The sequence below is a fragment of the Desulfuromusa ferrireducens genome (assembly GCF_055389805.1).
On the sequence record NZ_AP042415.1, the window covers coordinates 823152 to 848003 of the forward strand.

Genomic DNA, 24852 nt, shown 5'->3' on the forward strand with positions numbered 1-24852 from the left:
TCGCGACCCGATTTATTCTTGAATGTCTCTCAGCCATGCTTCTGCACAACAGCGTCCACTCCCAATCTTTTCAACTTCAAGGCCCCGGCCACAGCAGCTTCACGACTGGGGAATCGACCGGCAGTCAGCAGCGCTGTCGACAATTGAACCGTCGCCTCTTCCAACGTCAGAGGAAAACCGAGCGCGACCAGTCGTTGTTGCTCCTTTAACGCACTGTTGCGACTGAAAAAAGAGCCCGCGTAGAGTCGCAGTCCGGCTTTGCCTAACTTAAGGATAAAGCCGCCGGCGGTGCGCTTGGCTAACTTGCGCAATTCTTTTTGCGCCGCCGCTTGTGTCTCATAGTCACCAACGTTAAGACGAATCACCTGTCTTTTCCGCTTGGACCCCGCCGTCACCGCTGGCACCAGCCCGGCTTTTTTCACTATTTTTTCGGTGTTCACTAGCTCCGAAGAGGCATACTCGCCAATTTTCAGGATGTATACTGCGGTTTCCACGGCGCTTTTAACTTTCTCCGCTAGATTCTCCTGAATCGGAACGGCCCGCTTGGCAAAGACAACCGGATCGGTGGTGATCTTTTTTACGTGGGCTGCTGGAGAAATCCTTGCCGCAGAGACAATGGCATGCTTTTCAACCGCGGTTGCAACCAGTTGCGGCGAATCTTTTTGCGGCAGCGGCAAGGCTGTGGTCGCCGGGAGTCTCGTCACGGTTTGGCCGGCAGCAAGTTGTGCCGGACTAGAGACCGGGTAGGAAATCCTCTCAGTTCCTGCGGTCAGTTTCTCAGGTTTTTGCCCTTCAATATGAACATCCTTGCGCTCAAGCAAAACCCCCGTATCTTTCCAGAGCAGGGCAACGGCATTAGCAAAAGTTTCCAGTGCTTCAGTTTGATTGTTCTGGGCATTGACTAAATCGGTTTCTGCATTCAACAGATCCTGCACCCTGGATTTTTTTTCCAGGAGGCTCTTGCGGTATCCGGCCACCCGCAGCCTGGCACTTGCCACCGCCTTATCGGCCACTTGTTTCTGAATCCGGGCCGATATCAAGGCCCGCATATCGGCTTCAATATAATCACGAAATTTCCATTCAGAGGCCGTCAACTCATTTTTCAATTGCTTGGTCCGCAATTGTTTGCGCCGATAGTCGCTTTTGGCCACGGTGTTCCCCAATGGCATACTGAATCGTAACCCGGCCGACCACCATTGCCCCTTCCCATCGCCGATCTGTTCGGCACTGTCACTGAACTTGTCCTCAATCCCCCGGAAACCAGTGCTAGCGGTGAGGGAAAGATTCGGCAGCTGGCCTCTCTTTGCCACCCGTTCCTCCAACTCACTCGATTTTAAATCCAGACGCAACTGTTTCAGGTCGGAGTTTTGTTCCATAGCCAGAGCAATCGCCTGTTCCGTTGTCTCCAAGGGTTCTTCACTGGAAGGCGGCTCAATGGGAACAAGGCGGGTTCTGCTCTGTTCGCCGATCAGGTAGCGAAGCTTGGCCTCCTGATCCCTGATCTTCCGCTCTGCGTTAACCAGCTCTTTGAGGCGCTGGCTGATAGCGTACTCGGTATTAGCCAGCTCCACATCCTGATTTACGCTCGGTTTTTGCCGCTGTTTGATTTTCTCCAGCAGTTGCCGCGCAGAAGCCAGGGTTTTCTGTTTCGATTCCAGAACCTGTCGCACCGCGTAGAGGCGGTTATACCCTTTAATGACAGCGTAAACGGTATCGCTTACTGATTCTCTAAACTGCTCTAAAGACCCTTGATGATCGATTTCAGCCACGGAGATGTTGAGTTCCGTAGTCTCCTTGCCGAATTTTTTTAACAGCGGCTGGGTAAGGGTAATGCCGACCGAGGAATACCAGAAGGTCGCGTCGACAGCCGACAAATCGGCAACCGGTTTCGAATGAAAAGTTTGCGTGGTCGCCGAAAGGCTGCCACCCGTCGAGAGTTTTTGGGTCAAGGCGAACAAGGTTGAGCTGTCCTTGGTACCATATCTTTCGCCGGCATAGAAAGATTCTCCATGCTCGGCTGACATGCTCAGATTGGGGTCGTAAATGCCCCGACTGCGGTGTAAACCTGCTTCTGTCATTGACGAATCCAAGGCATCAACCCGTAAATCGAGGTTATTGCGGATGGCCAATGCCATTGCCGTCTTAAGCGTCAGCTCGACCTCACCAACAGTACTTTCAGCAAATGCATTTGCCGAAGCAAAGACACATAACAAAACAATGGCAAGTCGCATAATAAACGGCTGCCTCGCTAAATTTTTCATCTTTGTCACCCCAAAAGAGATTGCCCTCCCCGAAGGGAGGGCAACGCAACTAGCTATCTGAACAGACTAAAGGGAGTTAACTGCAGCTTGTTGTTCAGTGGTCAAACTGATGCCCATATGGGTACGTGAAGGGACGTTATCGCCGTATTTGCCCTGGCCATGACAACCGGCACAAATATTATTGTAAACTTGGTTACCGAGGGCAGCTTGCGCAGCAGCGTCAGCGGCGGCTTGCGCAGCAGCGTCGGCGGCAGCTTGTGCAGCAGCGTCAGCGGCAGCTTGTGCAGCAGCGTCAGCGTCAGCTTGTGCAGCTGCAGCGTCGGCAGCAGCTTGTGCAGCAGCGTCAGCGGCGGCTTGGGCAGCAGCGTCGGCGGCCGCTTGGGCAGCAGCGTCAGCGGCCGCTTGTGCAGCAGCGTCAACGGCAGCTTGTGCAGCAGCAGCGTCAGCGTCAGCTTGTGCAGCTGCAGCGTCAGCGGCGGCTTGTGCAGCTGCAGCGTCAGCGGCGGCTTGTGCAGCTGCAGCGTCAGCGGCGGCTTGTGCAGCTGCAGCGTCAGCGGCGGCTTGATCAGTTGTATCGGTATCTGGGACAGGGACAGGGACAGGAACGATTATCTCATCGTCATCGCTATCGCTGTCGCTGTCACCGTAACGATCATCGTCGTCACTATCACTATCACGGTCATGCCTATCGCTATGCCGTTGATACTTACGAATGGAGTCGCCATTTTGAATTTGACGATGTTTTTTGTAGCTATCGCGGCGGTCACTTGCAAAACTGACGGTAAACAGGCAGGACACCAAAAAGGTGACCAGGCCGAAAATAGCTATAATTTTTTTGTACTCACTTAACATTTGTTTTCTCCGTCTTGTTAAAGACTTACGTAAATCTAGAAAGGTCCCGCCAATGAAATCCCATTGATTTCGCCGCGACAGACCTTTCTCTCGCCAAGGATCCGACTTTTTTTGTGTCCGGACACAAAAAAGTCGGAACCGATGACCTTAGGTAGATACTTCGGCAACCCGGCTGTCTCAATGAGACCCAATAGGCTTTCCGCCCCATCCTCGCGGATGGTTTAGTATTTTCGTGTATCGCTGCTAATAAACGGTGAAGGGCACAAAAAAAGCCGGATCACCGAATATCTGCTGATAGTTCGGCATCCCGGCTGTCTCAGTGAGACCCTATGGGCTTTCCGCCCCACCCTTACGAGTGGTTTAGTATTATCGTGTATCGTCAGATTTAACGGTGCAGGCACAAAAAAACCGGCACACCGAATATCTGCTGATAGTTCGGCATCCCGGCTGTCTCAGTGAGACCCTATGGGCTTTCCGCCCCACCCTTACAAGTGGTTTAGTATTATCGATTATCCTTATATGTTTTTCAAAATCCTATTACCAGCAAGAAGCTATGTCAATGCTTTTCTATTGCCCACAATTCCGCTTGGGTACTAACTCTTTAAAAAAACTTAGACAAAAGTCGAAAAAAAACGGCCTAACCAGGTCCATTCGACCCCCAGATAAACTCTTCCTCATCCTCTTCCTGCTCAAACTAATCTGTGTGCGGATAAAATTCCCCTAAACAATTGCCGGACAATAACCTGGCCATCGTCGTCAATGTTCTTCATTCAGCACCAGTAGATAGCCATCAGGATCGTGCAACCAGAGTTCCTGACGCTGATGCTCATCATCCTGCAGCTCATAAGCGACCGGCCACTGGTAACGCTCGATGCATTTCCTAACTGCCGTCAGGTCGGGACAACTCAGCTCCAACTGCAGACCGGCACCGAGCGATTGCCGGGTCAGGTTCTGCAGCAGCGCCGGATGCTGCGCCTCCAGATCGCGCAACGGCCGAAAAACGATGCAGCATTCACCGAAACGTAGCAGAATGAAGTCGGGATTTTTGCCATCAGCCTGACTACGCTGGGGGTTTAATTGCAGAATCTCCCGGTAAAAAGCATCTGTCCGTTGCAGGTCGGCAACGGCCAAAGTTAAACTCAGTTGCATGTATACGTCCTATCAATTTGATTTTGTTTTCTCGTCTGTGCTTTAATCCATCAGGTTATGATAGCAGAAGCAAAGAGTCGAGTATTTCTTGCCCTGGGTGGCAACCTTGGAAATCCGCAACAGGCGTTTAAACACGCCTGCGCAACGCTGCAAGAGCACCCCCGGATTAATCTGTTGACGGCATCGTCCCTCTACCGAACACCACCGGTCGGTGGACCAGCCGGACAACCCGACTATTTAAACGCGGTCGTCGAACTGGCAACCGATCTATCTCCGCAAGAGTTGCTTGACTTTTGTCGTCAGATCGAAAATGCTGCCGGCCGAACCCGTGCCATTCGCTGGGACGCCAGGACTCTCGATATTGACATGCTTCTCTTTGAGCAACTGACCCTCGAAACACCGGAACTGAGTTTGCCGCACCCACGCCTGCATGAGCGACACTTTGTGCTATTCCCGCTGGTGGAGTTAGCGGCAGACGTCAAACACCCACGCTGGCAACAAACGATGTCCGAGTTGCTGGCGGCACTGCCAGAAGCACAGGGAATCACCCGCTTAGAGGATAGATGGATAGACCATGATTAAACTACTGATGCTGATTCTGCTCGGTTTTGTTGGCTACTCGATGATCCAGGGCATCATTCGCCCCAAAGAAGATCGCGGAAAAAAAATGCCGCGCAACCGTACTCGTGACGGTGAACAGATGGTGGAAGATCCGCAGTGTGGAACCTTTCTGCCGATCAGCGATGCGATCAGCGCTCACATCAACGGCAAAGAGCATCACTTCTGTTCGAAAAAATGCCTCAAAACATATAAAAAGGCCCACTAAAGTTTTCTCCCCTTATTGAAAATTAACCCTCGCAAGGAGCCATCGATGAAATTTTTTATCGACACCGCAGAAGTCGCCGAAATCCGCGCCGCCCACGATCTGGGTCTGGTTGACGGTGTCACCACCAACCCCTCGCTGATCGCCAAGAGCGGCCGTGATTTCAAAGAAGTTATCACCGAAATCACCGCCATTGTTGACGGCCCGATTTCAGCCGAAGTCATCGCTCTCGATGCGCCGGGAATGCTCACCGAAGGTCGTGAACTGGCCAAGATCCACGAGAACATCGTCGTTAAGGTGCCAATGACCACCGAGGGCCTTAAAGCCACCAAGCAGTTTACCGCCGACGGCATCAACACCAACGTCACCCTGATCTTCTCTTCGCTGCAAGCGTTGCTGGCCGCTAAAGCTGGAGCCACTTACGTTTCCCCCTTTGTCGGGCGCCTCGACGACATCGGTCACGAAGGAATGGAATGCGTTGAGCAGATCCGCAGCATTTACGACAACTATGGCTACGACACCGAGATCATTGTCGCTTCGGTCCGCAGCCCCATGCATGTCTTAAACGCTGGGCTGATCGGTGCCGACATCTGCACCATCCCTTACGGAGTCATGACCCAGCTGGCCAAGCACCCACTGACCGACATCGGCATCGAAAAATTTCTCGCTGATTGGGAAAAAACCAAATAACTAGACTCCCTGACAACCTTATCTCTTCCGACAGGCCAGAAACCTTTTCTGGCCTGTTTTTTTTGTCCCTGCCCTTGCCCTATCACAACACCACGTTATAGTTTTTTAATTGCCAAAAACGGACCCACACCTCGCAGACTGGTAAGACCACTTGACAGTCTGCCGCAAATTCGTGTATACGCTCAAAGACACTATTTTTTAGCAACAGTAAAGAATTTTTCTTTAGATGGAAACCGAGCAAAAAATCGGAGACATCTTGATTCCGACACTGCAAGGAGGCGGATGACGCGCAGCGCGAAAGTTTAGTCAATCGATGCGGAATACCTGCTGAAAAACTAACCCTATGTTTTTCTCAAAAACAAACGCGAAACCAGACAGAACATGAAAGGTGAGCCATGGATTTACATGAATTTCAAGCTAAAGGGCTGCTCAGGAATTACGGCGTCCCCGTTCCTGATGGCGGAGTTGCCTCCACTGCCAGTGACGCTCTACGTGTCGCCAAAGAACTGAAAGGTGATGCCTGGGTCATTAAGGCCCAGGTCCACGCTGGCGGTCGCGGTAAAGCAGGCGGGGTAAAAATCGTCAATACCTTCAGCGACGTTTATGACGAATCTTCGCAGATGCTGGGGATGAAAATCGTCACCAAGCAAACTGGACCGGAAGGCAAGATTGTCCGCCGGACCCTGATCGAAAAAGCCACCGATATTAAACAAGAGATCTATCTCAGCTTTCTGGTCGATCGCGACTCTGAGCAGCACATGATTATCGCCAGCTCTGAAGGCGGTATGGACATTGAGGAGGTCGCCGACAAAACCCCCGAAGCGATTATCACCGAAAAAATCAACCCAGTTACCGGGATGGGCCTTTTTCTCGGTCGTAAAATCGCCAAAAAGATCGGACTCGATTCCAGCCTGCTGAATAAATTTGCCGATGTCGCCAACAAGCTCTATCAGGTGTTTGCCGATCACGACGGCATGATGCTCGAGATCAACCCGCTGGTCATCACCGGTGAGGGAGAGGTCGTTTGTCTCGATGCCAAAATGAGTGTTGACGACAACGCTCTCTTCCGGCACCCGAAGATCGAAGAGATGAAAGACTACGGCGAGCTTGAGCCGCAGGAAGTCAGAGCCTCTATTTTTGACCTTTCCTATGTCAGCATGGAAGGCAACATCGGCTGTATGGTCAACGGTGCCGGTCTAGCCATGGCGACCATGGATATCATCAATTCCTACGGCGGCGACCCAGCAAACTTCCTCGATGTCGGGGGCGGCGCTGATGTCAACAAGGTGCGTGAAGCCTTCAAGATCATTTTGACCGACCCAAAGGTCAAAGTTATTTTTGTTAATATTTTTGGCGGGATTGTCCGCTGTGACTTGATTGCTCAAGGCGTTCTGACTGCCTCTGACGAGGTGCCAAGCGATCGGCACATTGTGGTCCGACTGGACGGAACCAACGTGACAGAAGGCCGGAAAATCCTCGAAGAAGGGGCGGCGAAGTCGGGACTGAACATTGTCACTGGCACAACCATGGCCGATGCAGCGCAAAAAGCTGTGGAGCTGGCGGCTGGCGACAAGCCGGCTAAAAAGAAAACTTCTGCGAAGTCCTAAGTAAGAGGGAGAAAACAATGAGCATACTTGTTAACAATAGAACCAAAGTCCTCGTACAGGGGCTGACCGGCTCTCAGGGTAAGTTTCACGCCCAGAAAATGAAAGACTACGGAACCAACATCGTCGCCGGTGTGGTTCCCGGTCGGGGCGGCACGGAAGTTGATGGCACCCCGGTCTTCGATACCGTCGAAGAAGCGATCCGCAAAACCGGCGCCAACGCCTCGATCGTCTATGTTCCACCTAGTTTTGCTGCTGACGCGGTGATGGAGTCGATCGACGCCAACCTTGACCTTTGTGTCTGCATCACCGAGGGGATTCCGGTCAAGGACATGATCAAGGTCAAGCGACTGATGTATACCAGCGCGTCCAAAACCATGCTGATCGGCCCGAACTGTCCAGGCGTCATCACTCCCGGTGAATGTAAAATGGGGATCATGCCGGGTGAAATCCACACCCCCGGAACCGTCGGCATTATTTCCAAATCAGGTACCCTGACCTACGAAGCGGTCAAGCAGGTCAGTGACTTCGGCTACGGCCAGTCCACCTGTATCGGCATCGGTGGTGACCCGATCATCGGCCTGAAATATATCGACCTGCTGGAGATGTTCCAGTTTGACGCCCAGACCGAATGTGTTGTGCTGATCGGCGAAATCGGCGGTCAGGCAGAAGTTAAGGCTGGCGAGTGGATCAAAGCCAACTTCAACAAACCGGTAGTCAGCTTCATTGCCGGACAAACCGCCCCCAAGGGTAAGCGAATGGGCCACGCCGGAGCGATTATCTCCGGCGGCGACGACACAGCTGCAGCCAAAATGGCAGCACTGGAAAAGTGCGGCGTACACGTGGTTCAGTCGCCAGCAGATATCGGCAAGAAAGTCGCTGAAGTCTTAGGCAAATAATTTCTTGCGTAAAACCTGATGAAATACAGCTCAAAAGATGTGTGAATGGAAAGGACCGGTGCTGTTAAGGCCGGTCCTTTTTCTGCAAGCGTGGCTGAGCCTACCCTCTTGATTCCGCTTAGCGCTCAATCGGAGGAAACCAATGCGCTATGGCTTTAAGATTTTCCGTGCTGCCAGCGCGGCCTCACACATGGCCCGTGGCGAAGACTTTCCTCGCCCAGAGGCGATAACGTCCCCGGTTTGGGGATGAAGAACCAGGTACTCAAAAAGTCCATCAGCAGACTTACCAGCAAAACGATAGGGGGCTCCCAGGCGAGATAAAACCTGCCAGGCATCGGAGCAGTTCTGTTCGTTCACTGGCCCATCAGCCTGAGACCAAAGCCGTGCATCAATCAAACGCTTTTCCATAGAGACCTCCCAACCAATGCGACAATTGCGACTTAAGGTATTTTATCACCATAATGTAAGAGCATACACCGTTTTCATTCTTCTGCAAGATTTTTCCCACGAATATTCTTCACACCGTCATTGGTTTTAAGTCCTGACTAGCAATTGCTCATTCGCCGATTTAAAGGTACCCTGTCGAAATGATTCCAAATAGAGGTGCCGATGACTGAACAGTTCAGCAACATCCTGATTATCGACGATGAAGCATCAATGCGGCATATGCTGCGCCTGGTGCTCGAGCCGCACAACTATCGGGTCAGTGAAGCCAAAAGCGGCGTCGATGCCCTCGAATTGATCCGCAAAGAAAAGTTCGACGTGATCCTCTCCGATATCCGTATGCCGGACATGGATGGCCTTGATTTCCTCGCACAGCCCGAGGTTCGACAGCTGGAGATCACGATTATCATGATGAGCGCCTACGGCAGTATCGATACGGCACTGGAGTGCATGAAACTTGGCGCCTATGATTATATTTCCAAGCCATTCAAGCCGGACGAAGTGCTGCTGACCCTGCGTAAAGCCGAAGAACGGCAGCAGTTGCGACAGGAAAATCTGCAGCTGAAAAGTGCCCTGTCGAAACAAGAAAAAAGTTTCTCCATCGAGCGGATCATCCATTCCAGTAAAGGCATGCAGAAAGTCTTGCAGATTGTCAAAGCGGCGGCCAGCGCCGACTCCCCGGTCTTGATCAGTGGCGAAACCGGCACCGGCAAAGAACTGATTGCCCGAGCCCTGCACAGCGAAAGCGGGCGCAAGGGGCAGTTTTTGGCGATCAACTGCAGCGCGATAACTTCAGGGTTATTGGAGAGCGAACTCTTCGGCCACGTCAAAGGGGCCTTTACCGGTGCCGACCGGGAAAAACAGGGGCTCTTTTCCATCGCCAATGACGGTACCCTGTTTCTCGATGAAATTGCCGAGCTGCCTCTGGAGTTGCAGCCGAAACTGTTGCGCGTTTTGCAAGAAGGGGAGCTAAGAAAGGTCGGTGCGACCCGCACCGAAAAGATCCACACCCGAGTTGTCGGGGCCGCCGGCAGGGATCTGCACGACGCGGTACAAAACAAACTGTTCCGCAGCGACCTCTACTACCGGTTGGCGGTGGTTGACATCGCCCTGCCGCCGCTACGTGAGCGTCCCGATGATATCGTCACCCTGGCGGAGTATTTTCTCACCACTCTCTGTGAGCAGGAAGGGCGGCAGCGACCACAACTCTCGACCGAGGACAAAAAACAACTCAACAGCTACCTGTGGCCGGGAAATGTCCGCGAGTTGCAGAACTATTTGGAGAAAGCGCTGATCTTCAGCCACGGCGAAACCCTAGAACTGCCACCACTGCGGATCCGACAATCCACGCCGAACAGCAGCAATCCCGAAGAATACTCCTTAAAAATCGCTTCGCAGCGGCTGGAAAAGGAATACATCCGTAAAACCCTGGCCAAAACCGACGGCAACCGCACCCAGGCGGCGCAATTACTGGAAATCAGCCTGCGTTCGTTGATGTACAAGATCAAGGAATACCGGATTGATTAAGATTGATGGCAACGAACAACTCACAACAGCCCCCGATCCGCCAGACTGACATAGTCCCCTTTGCCAATAATGATGTGGTCGAGCACCCGAACGCCCATCAGATCACCGACCTGTTTCAATCGCGTGGTGATTTCAATATCTTCGCGGCTGGGGGTCGGGTCACCGGAGGGATGATTGTGGACAAACAGGATTGCGGCAGCCGATTCGCGCAGGACCGGGGCAAAAACCTCGCGGGGATGAACGATGCTGGCGGTGAGGCTGCCTTCGGAGATCTGGACTTCGCGGATCAGACGATTTTTGCTGTCGAGCAGCAAGGCGATAAAAACCTCTTTACGATAGTCACAGAGCCGTTCGTGAAAATGGGCAAAGGCGTCTGTTGAACTGCGATAGGCTTGTCCCGGTTGCAAACGGCTATCGCTAAAGCGGCGAGCAATCTGAAACAGCGCCTGAATTTCGGCGGCTTTCGCCGGTCCGATCCCTGGCTGTTGGCAGAGTTCCCCGATGCTGGCGCTGGAGAGCTGACGCAAGGCGCCGAAACGTTTCAACAAGCCACGCGCCAAATCGACGGCACTGCATTTACTACTGGAATCTCCGGTGCGGATAATCAGCGCCAGAAGCTCGGCATCGGTGAGCTTGTCCGCTCCCTGGGCAAGCAATTTCTCACGCGGTCGTTCGTCGGCCGGCCAATCCTTAATCGAACGCATCTCCCCCCCCGGCAATGCTTGATTTAATAAAAAACGCCGCTGAAAAATTTCCAGCGGCGCGGATAAAGACTATTCCGGTGTAACCTTCAGCGGGTTCCCCCAGAAGGTGCCAAGCACATTTTTGTCCGCCTCGGTAACAATCGCACCGCGCTGGCGCATCATCTCAATCAGGTCAGCAATGGAACGGTCTTGCAGCATCGCTTCTTCAACCCGATCCAGAGTGTGACAACCGGTGCAACGACTGTCCAATACCGCCCGAAACTCACCGAGCGGATCTTTGCTAACGGTTCGTCCGCTCGATTGCAGGGCAGGCCCTGGGTCCTCTTGCGCCTCTTGCGTTTGCCAAAAAACCCCCAGAACCTGTCTTTCCTGAGCGGAAATTTTGGCACCGAAACGGATCATCTTCTGAATCGTTTCATCGTAATTGACACCACCGCGCATCGCCGCTTCGATCCGCTCTCGCGTGTGACATTGGCTGCAGTTTGTATCGAGAATCTGCTGAAACTGGGAGATGTTTCCCTCACTGGCAAAAACCGTCCAACTCAGGCAAAGGGGCAATAGCAGCCCCAACAACATCTTTTTCATAAAAGCCCTATTCTCTGACAAAGGTATCGATATCTGTTTCATGCGGCATGCCCATTGTCCGGGCATATTCCGACTCAATGATCTGGTAATGATTGCGGCTTTTCTTCGCCATCTCCTCAAAAATGGTCCGTACCCCGGGATCGATAATGTTCTTCGCTTTACCGAGTAGGATCTTTTCCAGATGTTGTTCTTTTTCCATGGCGATTTCGCGCGCGCGGCGCTCCTTCACCTCGACATCCCCGAGGCTGTTTAACTCCTGCATCGCGGCCGCATTCAAGGTGCAGGGCTGATTGACAAACTCATCCAGAGTGCCGAAATCGGTGCCCCGATAATAGCGGAAAAACTGCCCGGCATTCTCTTCTTTGTCCATCGCCAAACGCGCAAAGATTCTTTTGGCCCCCTCGTCTCTCACCAGTTCAGACGCCCGGCGATAAAAACAGATCAGGCCTTTTTCGGTCTCGACGGCAATTTTCAGCGCTTCTTGATGTTTCATTTCCTGTGGCATCGGCACCTCCTCTTGAGCGGGGTTGGTACTCATCAAGCTACCGTTTAAAGATAGCCGAGAGGCGCCTTTTGTCAAATTGTCGACAGTATCCCTAAAGAAAAGCTCCCAGCTTGCTCAGACGCTCGGCCACCGCTTCGGCAAACTTGCGATAACCGGCTGCATTGGGATGAATGCGATCACTTTTATACTGATTGTCTTTGAGCAGGTCGGTCAGAATATCTTCCACCAGCGGGATTTGTAGCTCAGTAGCCAGTTCCTGATAAAGATCAGCATCATCGATCAGCAATCCAGGTTGCGGAACGGCAATCAGGACCACCGGGATGCCACGTTGATTGGCCGCCTCGTACATCCGCCGCAGGTTGTCGCGCAACTGCTGCCGATCAAGCTTGCGTAACAGATCGTTACCACCATGACAAAGCAGCAGCAGATCGGGCTGGTACTCGTCAAGTAGAGCCGGCAGGCGCCGCGCACCTTCGGCACTGACTTCGCCCGGCACCCCGGCATTGACCACCGTGGCAGAAATCAGCCGCTCCAGCTGGGCCGGATAGCTCAACTCTGACTCAGCCCCGGTGCCGGAAGTGAGACTGTCACCAAAAGCAAGAATGGTTGAATTGGGCCGCAGTGGCGGCACACTCTGTCCACTATCGCAGGCAACCAGGAGCAAAAGAATCAAAAGACCATAAACAAAATTTCGCTGCTTGTTCATTTTGACCACCTTTTTATTGTTCAGAAAAAAACTGCCCGATTTCGGCAAAAACCTGTTCACTATTGCCCTTTACCACCCGCGCTGGTGGCAAGGAACGCAGAAACATTCGTCCGTAGCCACGCCGCACCACCCGGGTATCAAGGATCAAGACCACCCCGCGATCATTGCGATGGCGAATCAAGCGGCCAAAGCCCTGCTTAAAACGGATCACCGCCTGCGGCACCGTGTATTCCATAAAGGCATCACCGCCGCGCTGTTCAATCGCCTGGGCGCGCGCCTCTAGTACCGGTTCGGTCGGCACCTTAAATGGCAGACGGGCAATAATCACCTGCTCCAACGAACGGCCCGGCACATCGACCCCTTCCCAGAAAGAATCGGTGCCAAAGAGAATACTGCTTTCATCCTCGGCAAAACGCTTGAGCAGGCGATGTCGATTCTCTTGCCCCTGTTTCAAACAGCGCAGGCGCTGCGCTTCAAGCACCGGAGAGAGCTCCGCGTGGACCTGTTGCAGCAAGGCATAGGAGGTAAAGAGGACAAAACTGCGACCGCCACTGCAAAGCACCGCCTTCTCCACGGCATCGCGCACCGCTTCGCTAAAGCCGGGCTTGCCCGGTTCCGGCAGATCGGTCGGCACCGCAACCAACGCCTGGTTCTGATAATCGAACGGCGACTCGAGGCTCAGCTCAAACAAACGTCCCGGCTCAACCCGATCGAGCCCAACCCGCGAGTGAAAGTAGCCGAACGCACCGGCCACGGTCAAAGTAGCGCTGGTCATCACCAGCGTGCGAAACCGTTGATAGAGCGCTTTATTGAGACTGTCGGCCACCTCCAGCGGTGCTTGGCAGAGACTGGTGATCAAGCCCTTGCCACGACCGATTCGGCCCTCCCGGATTTCCAGCCAGACACAGCTGCCAGCGGCGACGGCCTGAAAGGAGCCCAAATCGGCAGAGATCCCCTCTAAGCGTCCGGCGAGACCGCGCAAGTCAACCAGTGCCGAATTCAATTTATCGGCCACCGTTTCCGGCAGAGCATCGGCAGCGCGCAACAAATCGAGTAAACCATTGGCCAGTTCATGACTGCCGACCCGCAAGCGCTCACTGCGACTGCAAATCTGCTGCCATTCGGCGGTCTGCAGAAAAGCCGGCAAGACCCGATGCTTCACATCGCTGAACGCCGTCACCTTTTTCCCCAGCGCCGCCGGCAGCTCTTCGCCGATACACTGTAATTCCTCCACCGCCATATCGAGCAGCTGTTGACGTCTGCCGACCAGACTTTCAATCTGCCCGTGCAACGCCCGATAGAGGGTATCCTCGCTGTCCGGTAATTCGCGGGAGAGTTGATCAAGCAGTCGCGGCAGCAAACCCTGGTTCGGCTTGCGCGGATGCCGCAAGCGACCGAGCACGCGGCCAAAAGTAAAGCGGGTGATCTGCGCCGAGAAGTAACTGGTGGCGACATCCTCGAGATGATGGGCCTCATCGAGAATCACCCGCTCAAAAGGGGGCAGCACCGCCGTTGCCGAATAGTTATCGGTCTGCTGCCGCAGGGCCAGATCGGAGAGCAGCAGGGCGTGGTTGACCACCAGAATATCGGCACGTGCCGCCTGACGACGGGCTTTATGGAAAAAGCAGCGGCTGTAGTACTGGCAGCGAACCTTGGCACACTGGTCCGCCTCACAGCAGACCTCTTCCCAGGCCTGGTAACTGGGGATAAAAGACAGCTCCTCTTTTGAGCCATCGGCGGTATTGTCCGCCCAGGCAAGAATTTGCTGAATCTCGTCGACCTGTTCTTGGTCGAACAAGCCCAGTTCTCGCCCGGCATTTTCGCTGCGCCGCCAGCAGAGATAATTACTGCGCCCTTTGACCAGCACTGCATAAATTTCCAGGCCGGTGGCGCGGCGCAAAAAAGGCAGATCCTTACGGATCAACTGCTCCTGCAGGTTGATGGTCCGGGTGGAAACGACCACCCGTTCTTGATTGGTCTTGGCCCAAAGCACCGCCGGCACCAGGTAGGCGAGACTTTTCCCGGTCCCGGTCCCCGCTTCGATCACCGCCAGCTGCCCTTTGTTGAACGCCTCAGAAACCGCAAACGCCATCCGCAACTGGTCAGGCCGATCCTCGTAATCGGGCAACTTTCCCGCGATCACACCCTCGGGACCGAGCAGCTCGGAAATCGTCTCCGGCGCGAGCTGCTGTTCATCCTTGGCGACAAAAGCTTCCACAACCCGATACAGCTTATCCACAGTGTTATCTACAATGTAGAAACCGACTCCAAGTGAGCCGAATTGTGAGGCAACTTCGATGTCTGCGGCGGAGGGCCGAAGATCACCGGAGGGATGGTTGTGGATAACCACATCGCCGTATCCACAGGTCTGCAGGATAGCCGGAACCGCAGCTTCCGAGCCGCGTGCCAACACCTCAATCTGGACGATACGTTGCTCGGCATCGGTCTGGGCGAGAACAAAAACTTCGTTGCCGCCGGCGTCATTTATGGCGTAACGAAGCTGGGCAATACTGTCGGGGGAAAAGTAATCAAGCATGGGCAGGGATTATAGAGGAATGGCAAAAAGAATGGTGAATAAAAGATGGTGACCATCCCCCCCTTGTTCCCACCGAAGAGGAGCATTTTTTTCAGGAGATTTGCCGCGAGGTTAAGCGCAGCGCATGTGAGCGGCCCTGAAAAAACTGTGGAGCGGAGGTTCCCGCGAAGCGGGTGGGGACATTGGGGTCGTTTTCTTTTGCTTGCGTTTTCTTTGTCGACACAAAGAAAATGAAGTCGGCTGGCGGGCCGAGACCCGCCGGTTTTTCTTTTGCATTGTGGGAGAGGTGAAAATCAAGACCGCGGGGTAGCGCCCCCGCTCGTCGCCTTACTCTTTTGTCACGCCAAAAAAGAGTAAGCAGAAAAAGGCGCCCGACCTCCTTGCCCTTCGGGTTCCCTGCACTCCATTCGCAGTTTGCGGGTCGGCAAAAACTCGCTTCGCTCAAACATTTGCCGCCCTCTTCGCAAAAGGCGAATTCTGCTTCGGCTGCGTCACACGGGAGGGGGGGCAAAAGCTATAATCAAAACCTTTTTGTTTCCGGCCAGATCGCTTTCCAAACAAACCAGTAGACGGTCATCTGCTCGACAGTGTTGCCGTCGCTATCGACAACGGTCAGACTGTCGGTCGATTTTTCGAAACTAAGCGTTAACTCAATGCCAGCCAGTGTATCTTTAAGATTTCCAGCCCTTTTAATGCTGCGCAACGGGTACGCCTTGGCCTGCCCATCAAGAACAATCCCGACCACCAATTCCTTCTCTTTTTCGCCTGGACCAAGTTTGAAAAACGACCAAAAGCCGCTCTGCTGCTGATAATAATCGCGATAGGGGTCAGAAGCGTAATTGCGGCTGTAACCGGTATCAAACGACAGCACCTGGGTGTCAGGGTACTTCTTCCGCCATTTCTTCCAGCTGGTCAGCGTCGACGGCAGCACTTCGAATTCTGTGCCAGTCAGCGGTCCGATCAACGCCTCGCCTTTTATCTGCGACCAGAGCGATTCGCTACTCTTGTCGTACATCAACACATTACTGCGATAAAGCAGCCCCGAGACACCGAAAAAACGCTCTTTCTCTTTAATTTGTCTGGAGTACACGACCCCGGCAAAAGCCAGCGGTCACCAGCTGACCAGAACCGGCAGATCGCGATAGTAGTCATTAACCAGTTCGTGCCAGGAAAGAATCCGGGTCGGATAGGCCTTGGCAACGCCGTTAAGGTAAACGCCCAGCACCTGTTCTTCATCGCGCAGCATGGTCGCCTGTCCGGCCGGAATATACTTTGGCGTCGTCAGCGCCGGGATTCCATCGCGGGGCGGACCGCCCGATTGAATCTCATCGAGCGGAATTGACCTCTTGCTGTAATCCCAGTCCGCCGTCGCCAACAGGGGCAGACAAACCAGCAACAACGTCAACAGCAGAGTGTTCAGCCGTGGATTGCGTGTGCTTTTCATTGTTTCAGAATACCGCAACTGCTACTTGCCATGCTATGCTGCCGGGAATTTTCTGGGAGTGAGGACTTTGATGTCAGAGCTGATGAAGATCTATCAACGCCTGCTTGATCGCTACGGGAAGCGCCATTGGTGGCCGGCTGACAGTCCATTGGAAATGGCCATCGGCGCGATTCTGACCCAGAACACCAATTGGAACAACGTCGAGAAGGCGATTGTCAACCTGCGCAACGCCAACGCCCTGAGCTGCGAAGTGATCTGCGCCCTGTCGCCCGATAGGCTGGAAGAACTGATCCGCCCTTCCGGTTTTTTCCGCCAAAAGGCCGAGCGGCTGCAATTGTTTGCCTGCTATCTGCGCGATAATTATCACAGTCGCCTGGAAAGCATGCTGCAACACCCCTTGCTGCCACTGCGCGAAGAGTTATTGGGCTTAAAAGGTATCGGCCCGGAAACCGCCGACTCGATTCTACTTTACGCCGGAGAACATCTGTCCTTCGTCATCGATGCCTATACCAATCGCCTGTTCAGCCGCCTCGGGATACTGCAGGGCACAGAAAAATATACGCAAATCCGCAACTTTTTCATGGTTCACCTGACGCCAGACGTCGCCCTTTACAACGAGTATCACGCCCTGATCGTCATCCAGTGCAAGGACCATTGTCGCAAGCGACCGCTCTGTCCCGGCTGTCCGCTGGAAACTCTCTGTCATTATCGGCAACAGAATCCTTGATCGATCGACGCCGCTGCGGTATTTTCGGCGGAACAACCCAATTTGCAATGAAAGAATATGATATGAGCGATTCTTCTGAGACCAAACCTGAAAACACTCCGCCAACCGATCCTGAACTGACGCCCCCCCAAACCGACCCGGCAGAAGGCGCGCAGTCAGACCTGGAGTCGACAACCAAATCCGATCCAGTCATTGATGCTGTCTATCTTGATGAGCCCGAATTGAACGCAGCGACGCAAAGCGAGCCGGGCGAGTCACCAGCACCGGACGTGCAGGCGGAATCCACGGCAACAGCCAGCCCGGATGACGCTGAGGGTGATGAAGTCATCGACGCGGAACTGGACGATAGTGAAGTGGAAGAGGAGCAAGCGGAAAATCCGCAAGCGACCGCGTCCGAGGAGGCAACCAAACCGCCAAAACCGGCCAACCTCCGCTGGGACTCGATGTTTTTTCTGCTGCTGACCTGCGTGACCTTGATCCGACTCGGCTACCTCTATATCGTTCCGCTCGACTTGGGGCCGGATGAAAGTTACTACTGGGACTGGTCGCGGCGACTCGATCTCGGCTATTACAGCAAACCGCCGATGATCGCCTGGATCAATGCCCTGTCTACCGGCCTGCTCGGCATCAGCGCGCAAGCGGTACGTATGCCAGCGGTGCTGTTCGGCAGCATCGGACTGTTCGGTATGTATCTCTGCGGACGGCGAATGTTTAACGCCGAGGTCGCCTTCTGGGGCGTTGCCGCCTGGCTGGCAACGCCGGGAACTGCCGCTCTGGGCATGATCATGGCAACCGACGTGTTGCTGGTCTGCTTTTGGAGCTTGGCCCTCTACTGCCTGTGGCGGACTCTGGAAGCGCCCAAGGGCAAACTGTTCTGGTGGCTGCTGACCCTGCTGCTGGTCGGGCTCGGTTCACTGAGCAAGCAGATGATGATGGTCTTTCCGCTGCTGATGTTCCTCTACCTGCTGTTTTCCGGAGCCGACCGCAAACACCTGAAACAACGTTGGCCCTGGCTGCTGTGGTTCGGGTCCCTGCTGTTTTTGCTGCCGCCGCTGTGGTGGAACTCCCGCCACGACTGGATCACCTTCAAGCATACCGCTCACCATATTGAGTTGACCGGAACCAGCCTGCTCGATCACTTCAAAACCTTCGGTGAATTTGTCGGCGGCCAGATGGGCCTACTGACGCCGATCACCTGGCTACTGTTAGTGCTGCTCAGTCTCGCCCTTTTGCCCCGCATGCTGCGCTGGTCACGGCAAACCAAGTTCCTGTTTATCTTCGGCGCTATCGGTTTACTCGCCTTTGTCGGCTTCAGCTTCAAACAAAGCAGCAACCCCAACTGGCCGGCGACCTTTTACCCGGCGGGTTTGCTGTTATTGGCAGCCTGGGCGCGGGGGCAGGTTTCTGCGGGATTTTTCGACAAGCTCCGTGGCTGGTTCCTTCCCGGCCTGAAACTCGGCTTCGCCCTGACCCTGATCGCTTATCTCCTGCCGTTTGTTATGCAGCTGGACTTTATCCCGCTGGGCAAAAAAGATCCGACCGCGCGCATCAAAGGCTGGCAGGAATTAGGCCTGCAGATCGGCGAAACCCTGCAGCAGCAACCGAGGCCGGACGAAACCTTTATCGTCTCGCCACTGCGAAAGTATCCGGCGGCAGTGGCCTTTTATGCCCCTGCACACCCAATCACCTACAAATGGCCCGGCAACCCTCCCCGAGTCAGTAGCCAGTATGAACTCTGGGCCGGACCGGTCGATAAAATCGGCTGGGACGCACTGATCCTGCACAATGCAGACACGCCGCTGCCGGCCGAGCTGATTGCCTCATTCGAAAATGTTGTTGAACTCGGGCAGCAGAGCATTCCGATCGGCGCCGGTGGACAGCGCAAATACAACCTGTGGCGCGGCGAAAACCTGCTTACCTGGCCGGAGTGGAATTAATGGAAAACCTGGACAACTACCTGTTTCTGTTGAAAAAGTTCCTCGGCGGCCTATTGATGCCCCTGCCGATTCTCTTGCTTCTGCTGTTCTGGGCACTGTTGTTCATGTTGCGCCGTAAAACCCGCTGGCTCGGCTTCCTGTTTGTGGCCGCGGCAACAGCGCTGCTGTTCGTCGCCAGCTATCCACCATTAAGCACAAAGATCACCGGACCGCTGGAACAGCAATATGCCAGCTATCAGCAAACCGATAATATGGTTGACTACGTTGCCGTGCTCGGCAGTGGCCATGTTTCCGCGGAAGGTCAACCACTCACCAGCGAGCTGAGTCCGACCGCCGTGGTTCGGCTGGTCGAAGGCATCCGCATCTACCGCCTTAACCCTGGCAGTAAACTGATTTTTACCGGCTACAATGGTCGCCAGCCAGAATCCTTTGCTGATAAGATCAAACAGCTGGCGCTGGCACTGGGGGTTCCGAAAGAGGACATTCTCAGCTTTACCGGCCCCAAGGATACCGCTGAAGAGGCCGCCCTGATTGCCGAAAAGTTTAATGACAACAGTTTAGTCCTGGTGACCACCGCCCTGCATATGCCGCGGGCAATGGACCTGTTTCATCAGGTTGGCCTTGAGCCGACCCCGGCGCCAACCAATCATCTGAGCAAACCGGTGCGCAGTAAATGGATTTTCCCCAATGCCAAAACCTTGATGAAAACCCAATACTGGCTGCACGAACAACTCGGCCTGCTGTGGGCCGAGCTGACCAAGAAAACCAACGCACTGCCGGCACAGACCATCCCCGTTACGCCACCACCGGTTTCGGCCCCGGCAATAGCACCAGCAACCGAGCAACTGCCACTGCCCGCAGTGGAAAACACCGAAAAATAGCTCTTTTTACGTCATTTTTTTACTGACTCGAACCACACCGCATGATATGAATTGCGATTTGTCGTCAGTAATAAAATCCGTATCCACGGGAGCAAGAACGCAATGCCAAAAATCAGCTTCGTTGTACCTATCTACAATGAGGAAGAAAATATTCCCAAACTGGTCGAAGAGATTCAAGCCGTCGCCCCGGACCTCTCCGATAATTACGAAATCCTGCTGGTCGATGACTGCAGCTCCGACCGCAGCCTGCAGATCATTCGTGAGCTGGCAGCTCAGGATAAAACCATCCGCCCTCTGGCGCTGCTGCGCAACAGCGGTCAGTCAGCCGCCCTCTACGCCGGCTTCCAAGCCGCCAACGGCGATGCCATCGTCACCATGGACGCCGACCTGCAGAACGATCCAGCCGACCTGCGACAAATGATCAAACATTACGGCGACTTCGACATGGTCAACGGTTGGCGCTTTAATCGCCAGGATACTCTGTCGAAAAAGATCGCCAGCAAAATCGGCAACGGCTTTCGCAACTGGCTGACCAAAGAAACCATCCACGACACCGGCTGTTCACTTAAAATCATGAACGCGGCCATGCTCAAGCGGGTCCGCATCTACAAGGGCTTGCATCGCTTTTTGCCGACCCTGATGCGCATGGAAGGCGCCAAGGTTATCGAGGTCAAGGTCAACCATCGCCATCGACTGTACGGTGAATCCAAGTACACCAACCTGCGCCGCGGCATCGAAGGTTTTTACGACGTAATCGCGGTGCGCTGGATGCAGAGCCGTCACCTGTCGATTGAGGTAAAAGAAGAAAAATGATGGATTTAACCCGGACCGAAATTATTATCCTGGTGATCGGTTTTGCCGGCCAGGCGATGTTTTTCATGCGCTTTTTTGTCCAATGGCTCTATTCGGAAAAACATAAGCGTAGCCTGATCCCAACCGCATTCTGGTACTTCAGTCTCGGTGGCAGCTGCCTGCTGCTGACCTACGCAATTCTCAAGAAAGACCCGGTCTTCATTGTCGGCCAGTCAACCGGATTTATTATCTACACCCGCAACCTGGCCCTGATCAGGCGTGAACAAAAAGAAAAAGCCGCACTCGCGGAAACCACCTCCAGCGACAAAGATTAAGCCACAATTAGCTGTATACTTTTGTCCGTGTATACAGCTAATTGTGACAAAATGACCAATGAGGCATTGTCTCATTATGGCCATTTTTGTTTCAGTATACGCCCAACTATCTGATTTAACAGCTACCACAAAGATTTCCTAGCATTTCCCTCAAAACTGGCAATCCCTTTGCACACTTCCCCAGCATGATTCGTCGGGCAGACTTGCCCACACCAGTTTTTTTTGATTTTGAAAGGAGCCACACCATGGGCCGCAGAGCAATTAACGCAAAGAAATTTATCGTATCCTGTCGTGTCAACAATGAAGAAATGGACCTGCTGCAGAGCATCGCCAAAGAGTCGGACAGCAGTATCTCCGACCTGTTGCGCAAATCCCTGTTGACACTTCAAGGCAACGACAATCAACAGCGCATGAGCGCCTAAAACCGGCCAACCAACAACCTGGCGGTTGCCGGTTTAGATGAAATCAGATCGTGAACGTTTGGAGGGGACGTTCACAGCTGACCTGACCCATCGCAAAACACGCAAAAACTACCGTAAATCACAGCCTTTCCCCTTGAACTTGTCTGCTGCTTTTGTTAGCCTGCCTGACTAATCTTTTCATGATGACACGACCTCCAAATCCGCAGCAAATTAGCGGCTTCGGGCGACCATAAGAAAGAGGCACAGGCATGGATTACAAAGACACCCTGAATCTACCGAAAACCGATTTTCCAATGCGCGCCAATCTCCCCAATCGCGAACCGCAAATCCTCAAACGCTGGGAAGAGATCGGCCTCAACGACAAACTGGAAAATGCCAACCAGGGTGGTAAAAGTTTCATCCTGCACGACGGCCCTCCCTATGCCAACGGCCACCTGCATATGGGCCATGCGCTGAATAAAACCCTCAAAGACATCATCATCAAAAGCAAGCGGATGCAGGGCTTCTACTCCCCCTACGTTCCGGGCTGGGACTGCCACGGTCTGCCGATCGAGCTGATGGTCGACAAGAAACTCGGCAAGAAGAAACGCGAGATGAGCAAGGCCGATGTGCGCCGCGAGTGTCGCTCCTACGCTGCCGATTGGGTCAAAATCCAGAGTGAAGAGTTTCAGCGTCTCGGCATCTTCGGCAACTGGCAGGACCCCTACCTGACCATGACGCCGCACTACGAAGCGCAGACCGCCCGCGAACTGGCCAAATTGGCCGAGCGCGGTTCGCTGTTCAAGGGCAAGAAACCGATCCACTGGTGTTCTTCTTGCGTTACCGCCCTGGCCGAGGCCGAGGTTGAGTACGCCGACCACACGTCACCGTCGATCTTCGTCAAATTCCCCTATGTTGACGAGCTGCCGGAATCACTGACACAGTTTACCGGTAAGACGTTGAATTTCGTCATCTGGACGACCACCCCCTGGACCATTCCCGCCAACCTGGGGATCTGCCTCAACCCGGAGCTGCCCTACGTTATCGTCGAAGCAAACGGCGAACTGCTGGTACTGGCCGAAGGATTGACCGAACAGGTGATGAAAACCCTCGCCATCGAAGAGTTTTCGATCGTCGCCACCTTTGATGCTGAAATTTTCGAAAAGAAAAACTGCCAGCACCCGTTCTACGAGCGCAACTCGCTGATCGTGCTCGGCGACCACGTCACATTGGAAGCCGGTACCGGCTGCGTCCACACCGCCCCCGGTCACGGTCAGGATGACTACGTCGTCGGCCTCAAATACGGCCTGGAGATCTACAACCCGGTCGATGATTACGGTCGCTACCGCGAAGAGCTGGAACTGTTCGGCAAGATGAAACTCAAAGACGCCAACCCGGCGGTCAACGCAAAGCTCGAAGAAGTCGGTGCGCTGCTTTATCAAAGCGAGATCAGCCACAGCTACCCGCACTGCTGGCGCTGTAAAAAACCAATCATCTTCCGTGCCACCGAGCAGTGGTTCGTCGGCATGGAACAGAACGATCTGCGCAAAAAAGCCCTGCAGGAAATTGACAAGGTTGAATGGATTCCCGCTTGGGGTCGCGACCGGATCTACAACATGGTCGAAGCGCGCCCCGACTGGTGCATCAGTCGCCAGCGCAGCTGGGGTGTCCCGATCACCGTTGTCTACTGTGAAAAATGCGGTGACGATCTGTGCGATGGCAAAATCATGCACCATATTGCCGACCAGTTCGAAGCGACCGGCAGTGATATCTGGTTCGAAAAAGAGGCCAGCGAACTACTGCCGGAAGGTACCACCTGCCCCTCTTGCGGCCACGACAAGTTCACTAAGGAAACCGACATCCTCGATGTCTGGTTCGACTCCGGCGTCTCCCACGCTGCCGTCTGCGAACACCGCGACTACCTGAGCAGCCCGGTCGATCTCTACCTGGAAGGCTCTGACCAGCATCGCGGCTGGTTCCATTCAAGTCTGCTCGAGTCGGTCGGTACCCGCGATCGCGCACCCTACAAAGCGGTTTTGACGCACGGATTCGTTTTGGATAAAGACGGCCGACCGATGTCTAAATCGGTGGGTAACATTATCAAGCCGGAAGAGATCATCAATAAGTACGGTGCTGAAATTCTGCGTATGTGGGTAGCAGCGACCGATTATCGTGACGATATCCGCCTCGGCAACGAGACCCTGCAGCGCCTCTCCGACGCATACCGCCGGATCCGCAACACCGCCCGCTACCTGCTCGGCAACCTAGCCGGGTTCGACCCGGCAACCGACATGGTCGCCGACGACGATTTGCTCGAGCTCGACCGCTGGGCGCTCTCGCGCCTCTCCGGGCTGGTCAGCAAGGTCGAAAATGCTTACGAAAAATATGAGTTTCACAGCATCTACCATGCGGTGCACAACTTCTGCGCCATCGACCTCTCGGCCTTTTATCTCGATATCCTCAAGGATCGGATTTACACCAGCCCCAAAGGGAGCGTCGAATATCGCAGTGCCCGCACCAGCATGTACCTGCTGCTCGACAGTATCACCCGCTTAATCGCCCCGATAATGACCTTCACCGCCGACGAAATCTGGACCCAGTTGCCGGGCGAGCGCGAAGAGAGCGTCCACTTGGCCAGTTTCCCGAAACTGATGGAACAGCGCTTCGACGCCGAACTGGAAGCACGCTACGAGCAGTTGCAAAAGGTGCGCTCCGAGGTATCCAAAGTGCTGGAAAAAGCCCGTGCCGAAAAACAGCTCGGCCAGTCACTGGAAGCCAAGGTTTGCCTGCAGGTACCAGCGGAGCTGCTGCCACTGTTGCAACAGTACCAGACTCAGCTAGCCAGCTACTTTATCGTCTCACAGGTCGACCTGGTCGATGAGTTAAGCGCAGGGGTTGAAGCCGAACAACTACCCGGCCTGAAGTTGCAAGTCCTGCCCGCGGAAGGCGAAAAGTGCGAGCGTTGCTGGAACTTTGTCACCAACGTCGGCGCCAACGACCAACACCCAGGCATCTGCCAACGCTGTGCAGATGCCTTGATTGCGGAGTAA

General features: G+C 54.1%; 23 protein-coding genes and 3 riboswitches. Of the genes, 13 read left to right on the top strand and 10 right to left on the bottom strand.

Annotation, left to right across the window (positions count from 1 at the left end; translation table 11 throughout):
- Positions 1 to 29 precede the first annotated feature (29 nt).
- The 3 genes from ACZ5PT_RS03655 to ACZ5PT_RS03665 all read right to left on the bottom strand — a co-directional run bounded on the left by ACZ5PT_RS03655 (position 30) and on the right by ACZ5PT_RS03665 (position 4262).
- Complete coding sequence (locus ACZ5PT_RS03655; RefSeq protein WP_464265450.1) at positions 30 to 2261, bottom strand: TolC family protein; 2232 nt, start codon at positions 2259 to 2261, stop codon at positions 30 to 32.
- Positions 2262 to 2327: 66 nt separating this feature from the next.
- Complete coding sequence (locus ACZ5PT_RS03660; RefSeq protein ID WP_464265451.1) at positions 2328 to 3113, bottom strand: hypothetical protein; 786 nt, start codon at positions 3111 to 3113, stop codon at positions 2328 to 2330.
- A 159-nt stretch (positions 3114 to 3272) separates the two neighbouring features.
- A riboswitch (cyclic di-GMP riboswitch) is annotated at positions 3273 to 3349 on the bottom strand.
- 62 nt (positions 3350 to 3411) lie between these two features.
- A riboswitch (cyclic di-GMP riboswitch) is annotated at positions 3412 to 3488 on the bottom strand.
- 59 nt (positions 3489 to 3547) lie between these two features.
- A riboswitch (cyclic di-GMP riboswitch) is annotated at positions 3548 to 3624 on the bottom strand.
- 245 nt (positions 3625 to 3869) lie between these two features.
- Positions 3870 to 4262 carry a VOC family protein gene (locus tag ACZ5PT_RS03665; protein WP_464265452.1) on the bottom strand — a complete coding sequence of 131 codons (393 nt, stop codon included), beginning with the start codon at positions 4260 to 4262 and terminating at the stop codon, positions 3870 to 3872.
- A 57-nt stretch (positions 4263 to 4319) separates the two neighbouring features.
- Here ACZ5PT_RS03665 and folK point away from each other — a divergent pair, with 57 nt between their 5' ends.
- The 5 genes from folK (at position 4320) to sucD (ending at position 8278) form a co-directional block, all read left to right on the top strand.
- Entirely contained in the window at positions 4320 to 4844 is a 525-nt protein-coding gene (folK, locus tag ACZ5PT_RS03670) for a 2-amino-4-hydroxy-6-hydroxymethyldihydropteridine diphosphokinase (protein ID WP_464265453.1), read from the top strand.
- Entirely contained in the window at positions 4837 to 5088 is a 252-nt protein-coding gene (locus ACZ5PT_RS03675; protein WP_464265454.1) for a PP0621 family protein, read from the top strand. Before folK ends, ACZ5PT_RS03675 begins: the two co-directional genes overlap by 8 nt.
- A gap of 45 nt (positions 5089 to 5133) precedes the next feature.
- Positions 5134 to 5775 (top strand): fructose-6-phosphate aldolase, encoded by a 642-nt coding sequence (gene fsa / locus ACZ5PT_RS03680; protein WP_464265455.1) that lies wholly within the window; start codon positions 5134 to 5136, stop codon positions 5773 to 5775.
- Positions 5776 to 6170: 395 nt separating this feature from the next.
- Positions 6171 to 7382: an ADP-forming succinate--CoA ligase subunit beta gene (gene sucC, locus ACZ5PT_RS03685; RefSeq protein ID WP_464265456.1), complete on the top strand. Its 1212-nt coding sequence runs from the start codon at positions 6171 to 6173 to the stop codon at positions 7380 to 7382.
- 17 nt (positions 7383 to 7399) lie between these two features.
- Positions 7400 to 8278 carry a succinate--CoA ligase subunit alpha gene (gene sucD, locus ACZ5PT_RS03690; protein ID WP_464265457.1) on the top strand — a complete coding sequence of 293 codons (879 nt, stop codon included), beginning with the start codon at positions 7400 to 7402 and terminating at the stop codon, positions 8276 to 8278.
- A 147-nt stretch (positions 8279 to 8425) separates the two neighbouring features.
- Here sucD and ACZ5PT_RS03695 read toward each other — a convergent pair whose 3' ends face one another.
- Complete coding sequence (locus tag ACZ5PT_RS03695; RefSeq protein WP_464265458.1) at positions 8426 to 8686, bottom strand: hypothetical protein; 261 nt, start codon at positions 8684 to 8686, stop codon at positions 8426 to 8428.
- A 201-nt stretch (positions 8687 to 8887) separates the two neighbouring features.
- On the opposite strand from ACZ5PT_RS03695, the gene ACZ5PT_RS03700 reads away from it, so the two are divergent.
- Positions 8888 to 10249: a sigma-54-dependent transcriptional regulator gene (locus tag ACZ5PT_RS03700; RefSeq protein ID WP_464265459.1), complete on the top strand. Its 1362-nt coding sequence runs from the start codon at positions 8888 to 8890 to the stop codon at positions 10247 to 10249.
- A gap of 20 nt (positions 10250 to 10269) precedes the next feature.
- Here ACZ5PT_RS03700 and radC read toward each other — a convergent pair whose 3' ends face one another.
- The 6 genes from radC to ACZ5PT_RS03730 form a co-directional block, all read right to left on the bottom strand.
- Positions 10270 to 10968 (bottom strand): RadC family protein, encoded by a 699-nt coding sequence (gene radC, locus ACZ5PT_RS03705; protein WP_464265460.1) that lies wholly within the window; start codon positions 10966 to 10968, stop codon positions 10270 to 10272.
- Between the two features lie 54 nt (positions 10969 to 11022).
- Entirely contained in the window at positions 11023 to 11538 is a 516-nt protein-coding gene (locus tag ACZ5PT_RS03710; RefSeq protein ID WP_464265461.1) for a c-type cytochrome, read from the bottom strand.
- Between the two features lie 7 nt (positions 11539 to 11545).
- Positions 11546 to 12043, bottom strand: a complete 498-nt coding sequence (locus ACZ5PT_RS03715) for a ferritin-like domain-containing protein (RefSeq protein ID WP_464265462.1) — start codon at positions 12041 to 12043, stop codon at positions 11546 to 11548.
- A 91-nt stretch (positions 12044 to 12134) separates the two neighbouring features.
- Positions 12135 to 12749 (bottom strand): arylesterase, encoded by a 615-nt coding sequence (locus ACZ5PT_RS03720; RefSeq protein ID WP_464265463.1) that lies wholly within the window; start codon positions 12747 to 12749, stop codon positions 12135 to 12137.
- A 13-nt stretch (positions 12750 to 12762) separates the two neighbouring features.
- Positions 12763 to 15285 carry a helicase C-terminal domain-containing protein gene (locus ACZ5PT_RS03725; protein WP_464265464.1) on the bottom strand — a complete coding sequence of 841 codons (2523 nt, stop codon included), beginning with the start codon at positions 15283 to 15285 and terminating at the stop codon, positions 12763 to 12765.
- 520 nt (positions 15286 to 15805) lie between these two features.
- Positions 15806 to 16729, bottom strand: a complete 924-nt coding sequence (locus ACZ5PT_RS03730; protein WP_464265465.1) for a DUF3179 domain-containing protein — start codon at positions 16727 to 16729, stop codon at positions 15806 to 15808.
- Positions 16730 to 16799: 70 nt separating this feature from the next.
- On the opposite strand from ACZ5PT_RS03730, the gene ACZ5PT_RS03735 reads away from it, so the two are divergent.
- From ACZ5PT_RS03735 to ileS, 7 genes are all read left to right on the top strand, one after another.
- Positions 16800 to 17456 carry an endonuclease III domain-containing protein gene (locus tag ACZ5PT_RS03735; RefSeq protein ID WP_464265466.1) on the top strand — a complete coding sequence of 219 codons (657 nt, stop codon included), beginning with the start codon at positions 16800 to 16802 and terminating at the stop codon, positions 17454 to 17456.
- A gap of 62 nt (positions 17457 to 17518) precedes the next feature.
- Positions 17519 to 19393: an ArnT family glycosyltransferase gene (locus ACZ5PT_RS03740; RefSeq protein WP_464265467.1), complete on the top strand. Its 1875-nt coding sequence runs from the start codon at positions 17519 to 17521 to the stop codon at positions 19391 to 19393.
- Complete coding sequence (locus tag ACZ5PT_RS03745; RefSeq protein ID WP_464265468.1) at positions 19393 to 20274, top strand: ElyC/SanA/YdcF family protein; 882 nt, start codon at positions 19393 to 19395, stop codon at positions 20272 to 20274. Before ACZ5PT_RS03740 ends, ACZ5PT_RS03745 begins: the two co-directional genes overlap by 1 nt.
- Before the next feature lie 102 nt (positions 20275 to 20376).
- Positions 20377 to 21087: a glycosyltransferase family 2 protein gene (locus ACZ5PT_RS03750; RefSeq protein ID WP_464265469.1), complete on the top strand. Its 711-nt coding sequence runs from the start codon at positions 20377 to 20379 to the stop codon at positions 21085 to 21087.
- Positions 21084 to 21401, top strand: coding sequence for a lipid-A-disaccharide synthase N-terminal domain-containing protein (locus ACZ5PT_RS03755; RefSeq protein ID WP_464265470.1), 318 nt, complete (start codon positions 21084 to 21086; stop codon positions 21399 to 21401). Before ACZ5PT_RS03750 ends, ACZ5PT_RS03755 begins: the two co-directional genes overlap by 4 nt.
- 245 nt (positions 21402 to 21646) lie before the next feature.
- Positions 21647 to 21823 carry a hydrogen-dependent growth transcriptional repressor gene (locus tag ACZ5PT_RS03760; protein ID WP_464265471.1) on the top strand — a complete coding sequence of 59 codons (177 nt, stop codon included), beginning with the start codon at positions 21647 to 21649 and terminating at the stop codon, positions 21821 to 21823.
- Positions 21824 to 22071: 248 nt separating this feature from the next.
- Positions 22072 to 24852 (top strand): isoleucine--tRNA ligase, encoded by a 2781-nt coding sequence (gene ileS / locus ACZ5PT_RS03765; protein ID WP_464265472.1) that lies wholly within the window; start codon positions 22072 to 22074, stop codon positions 24850 to 24852.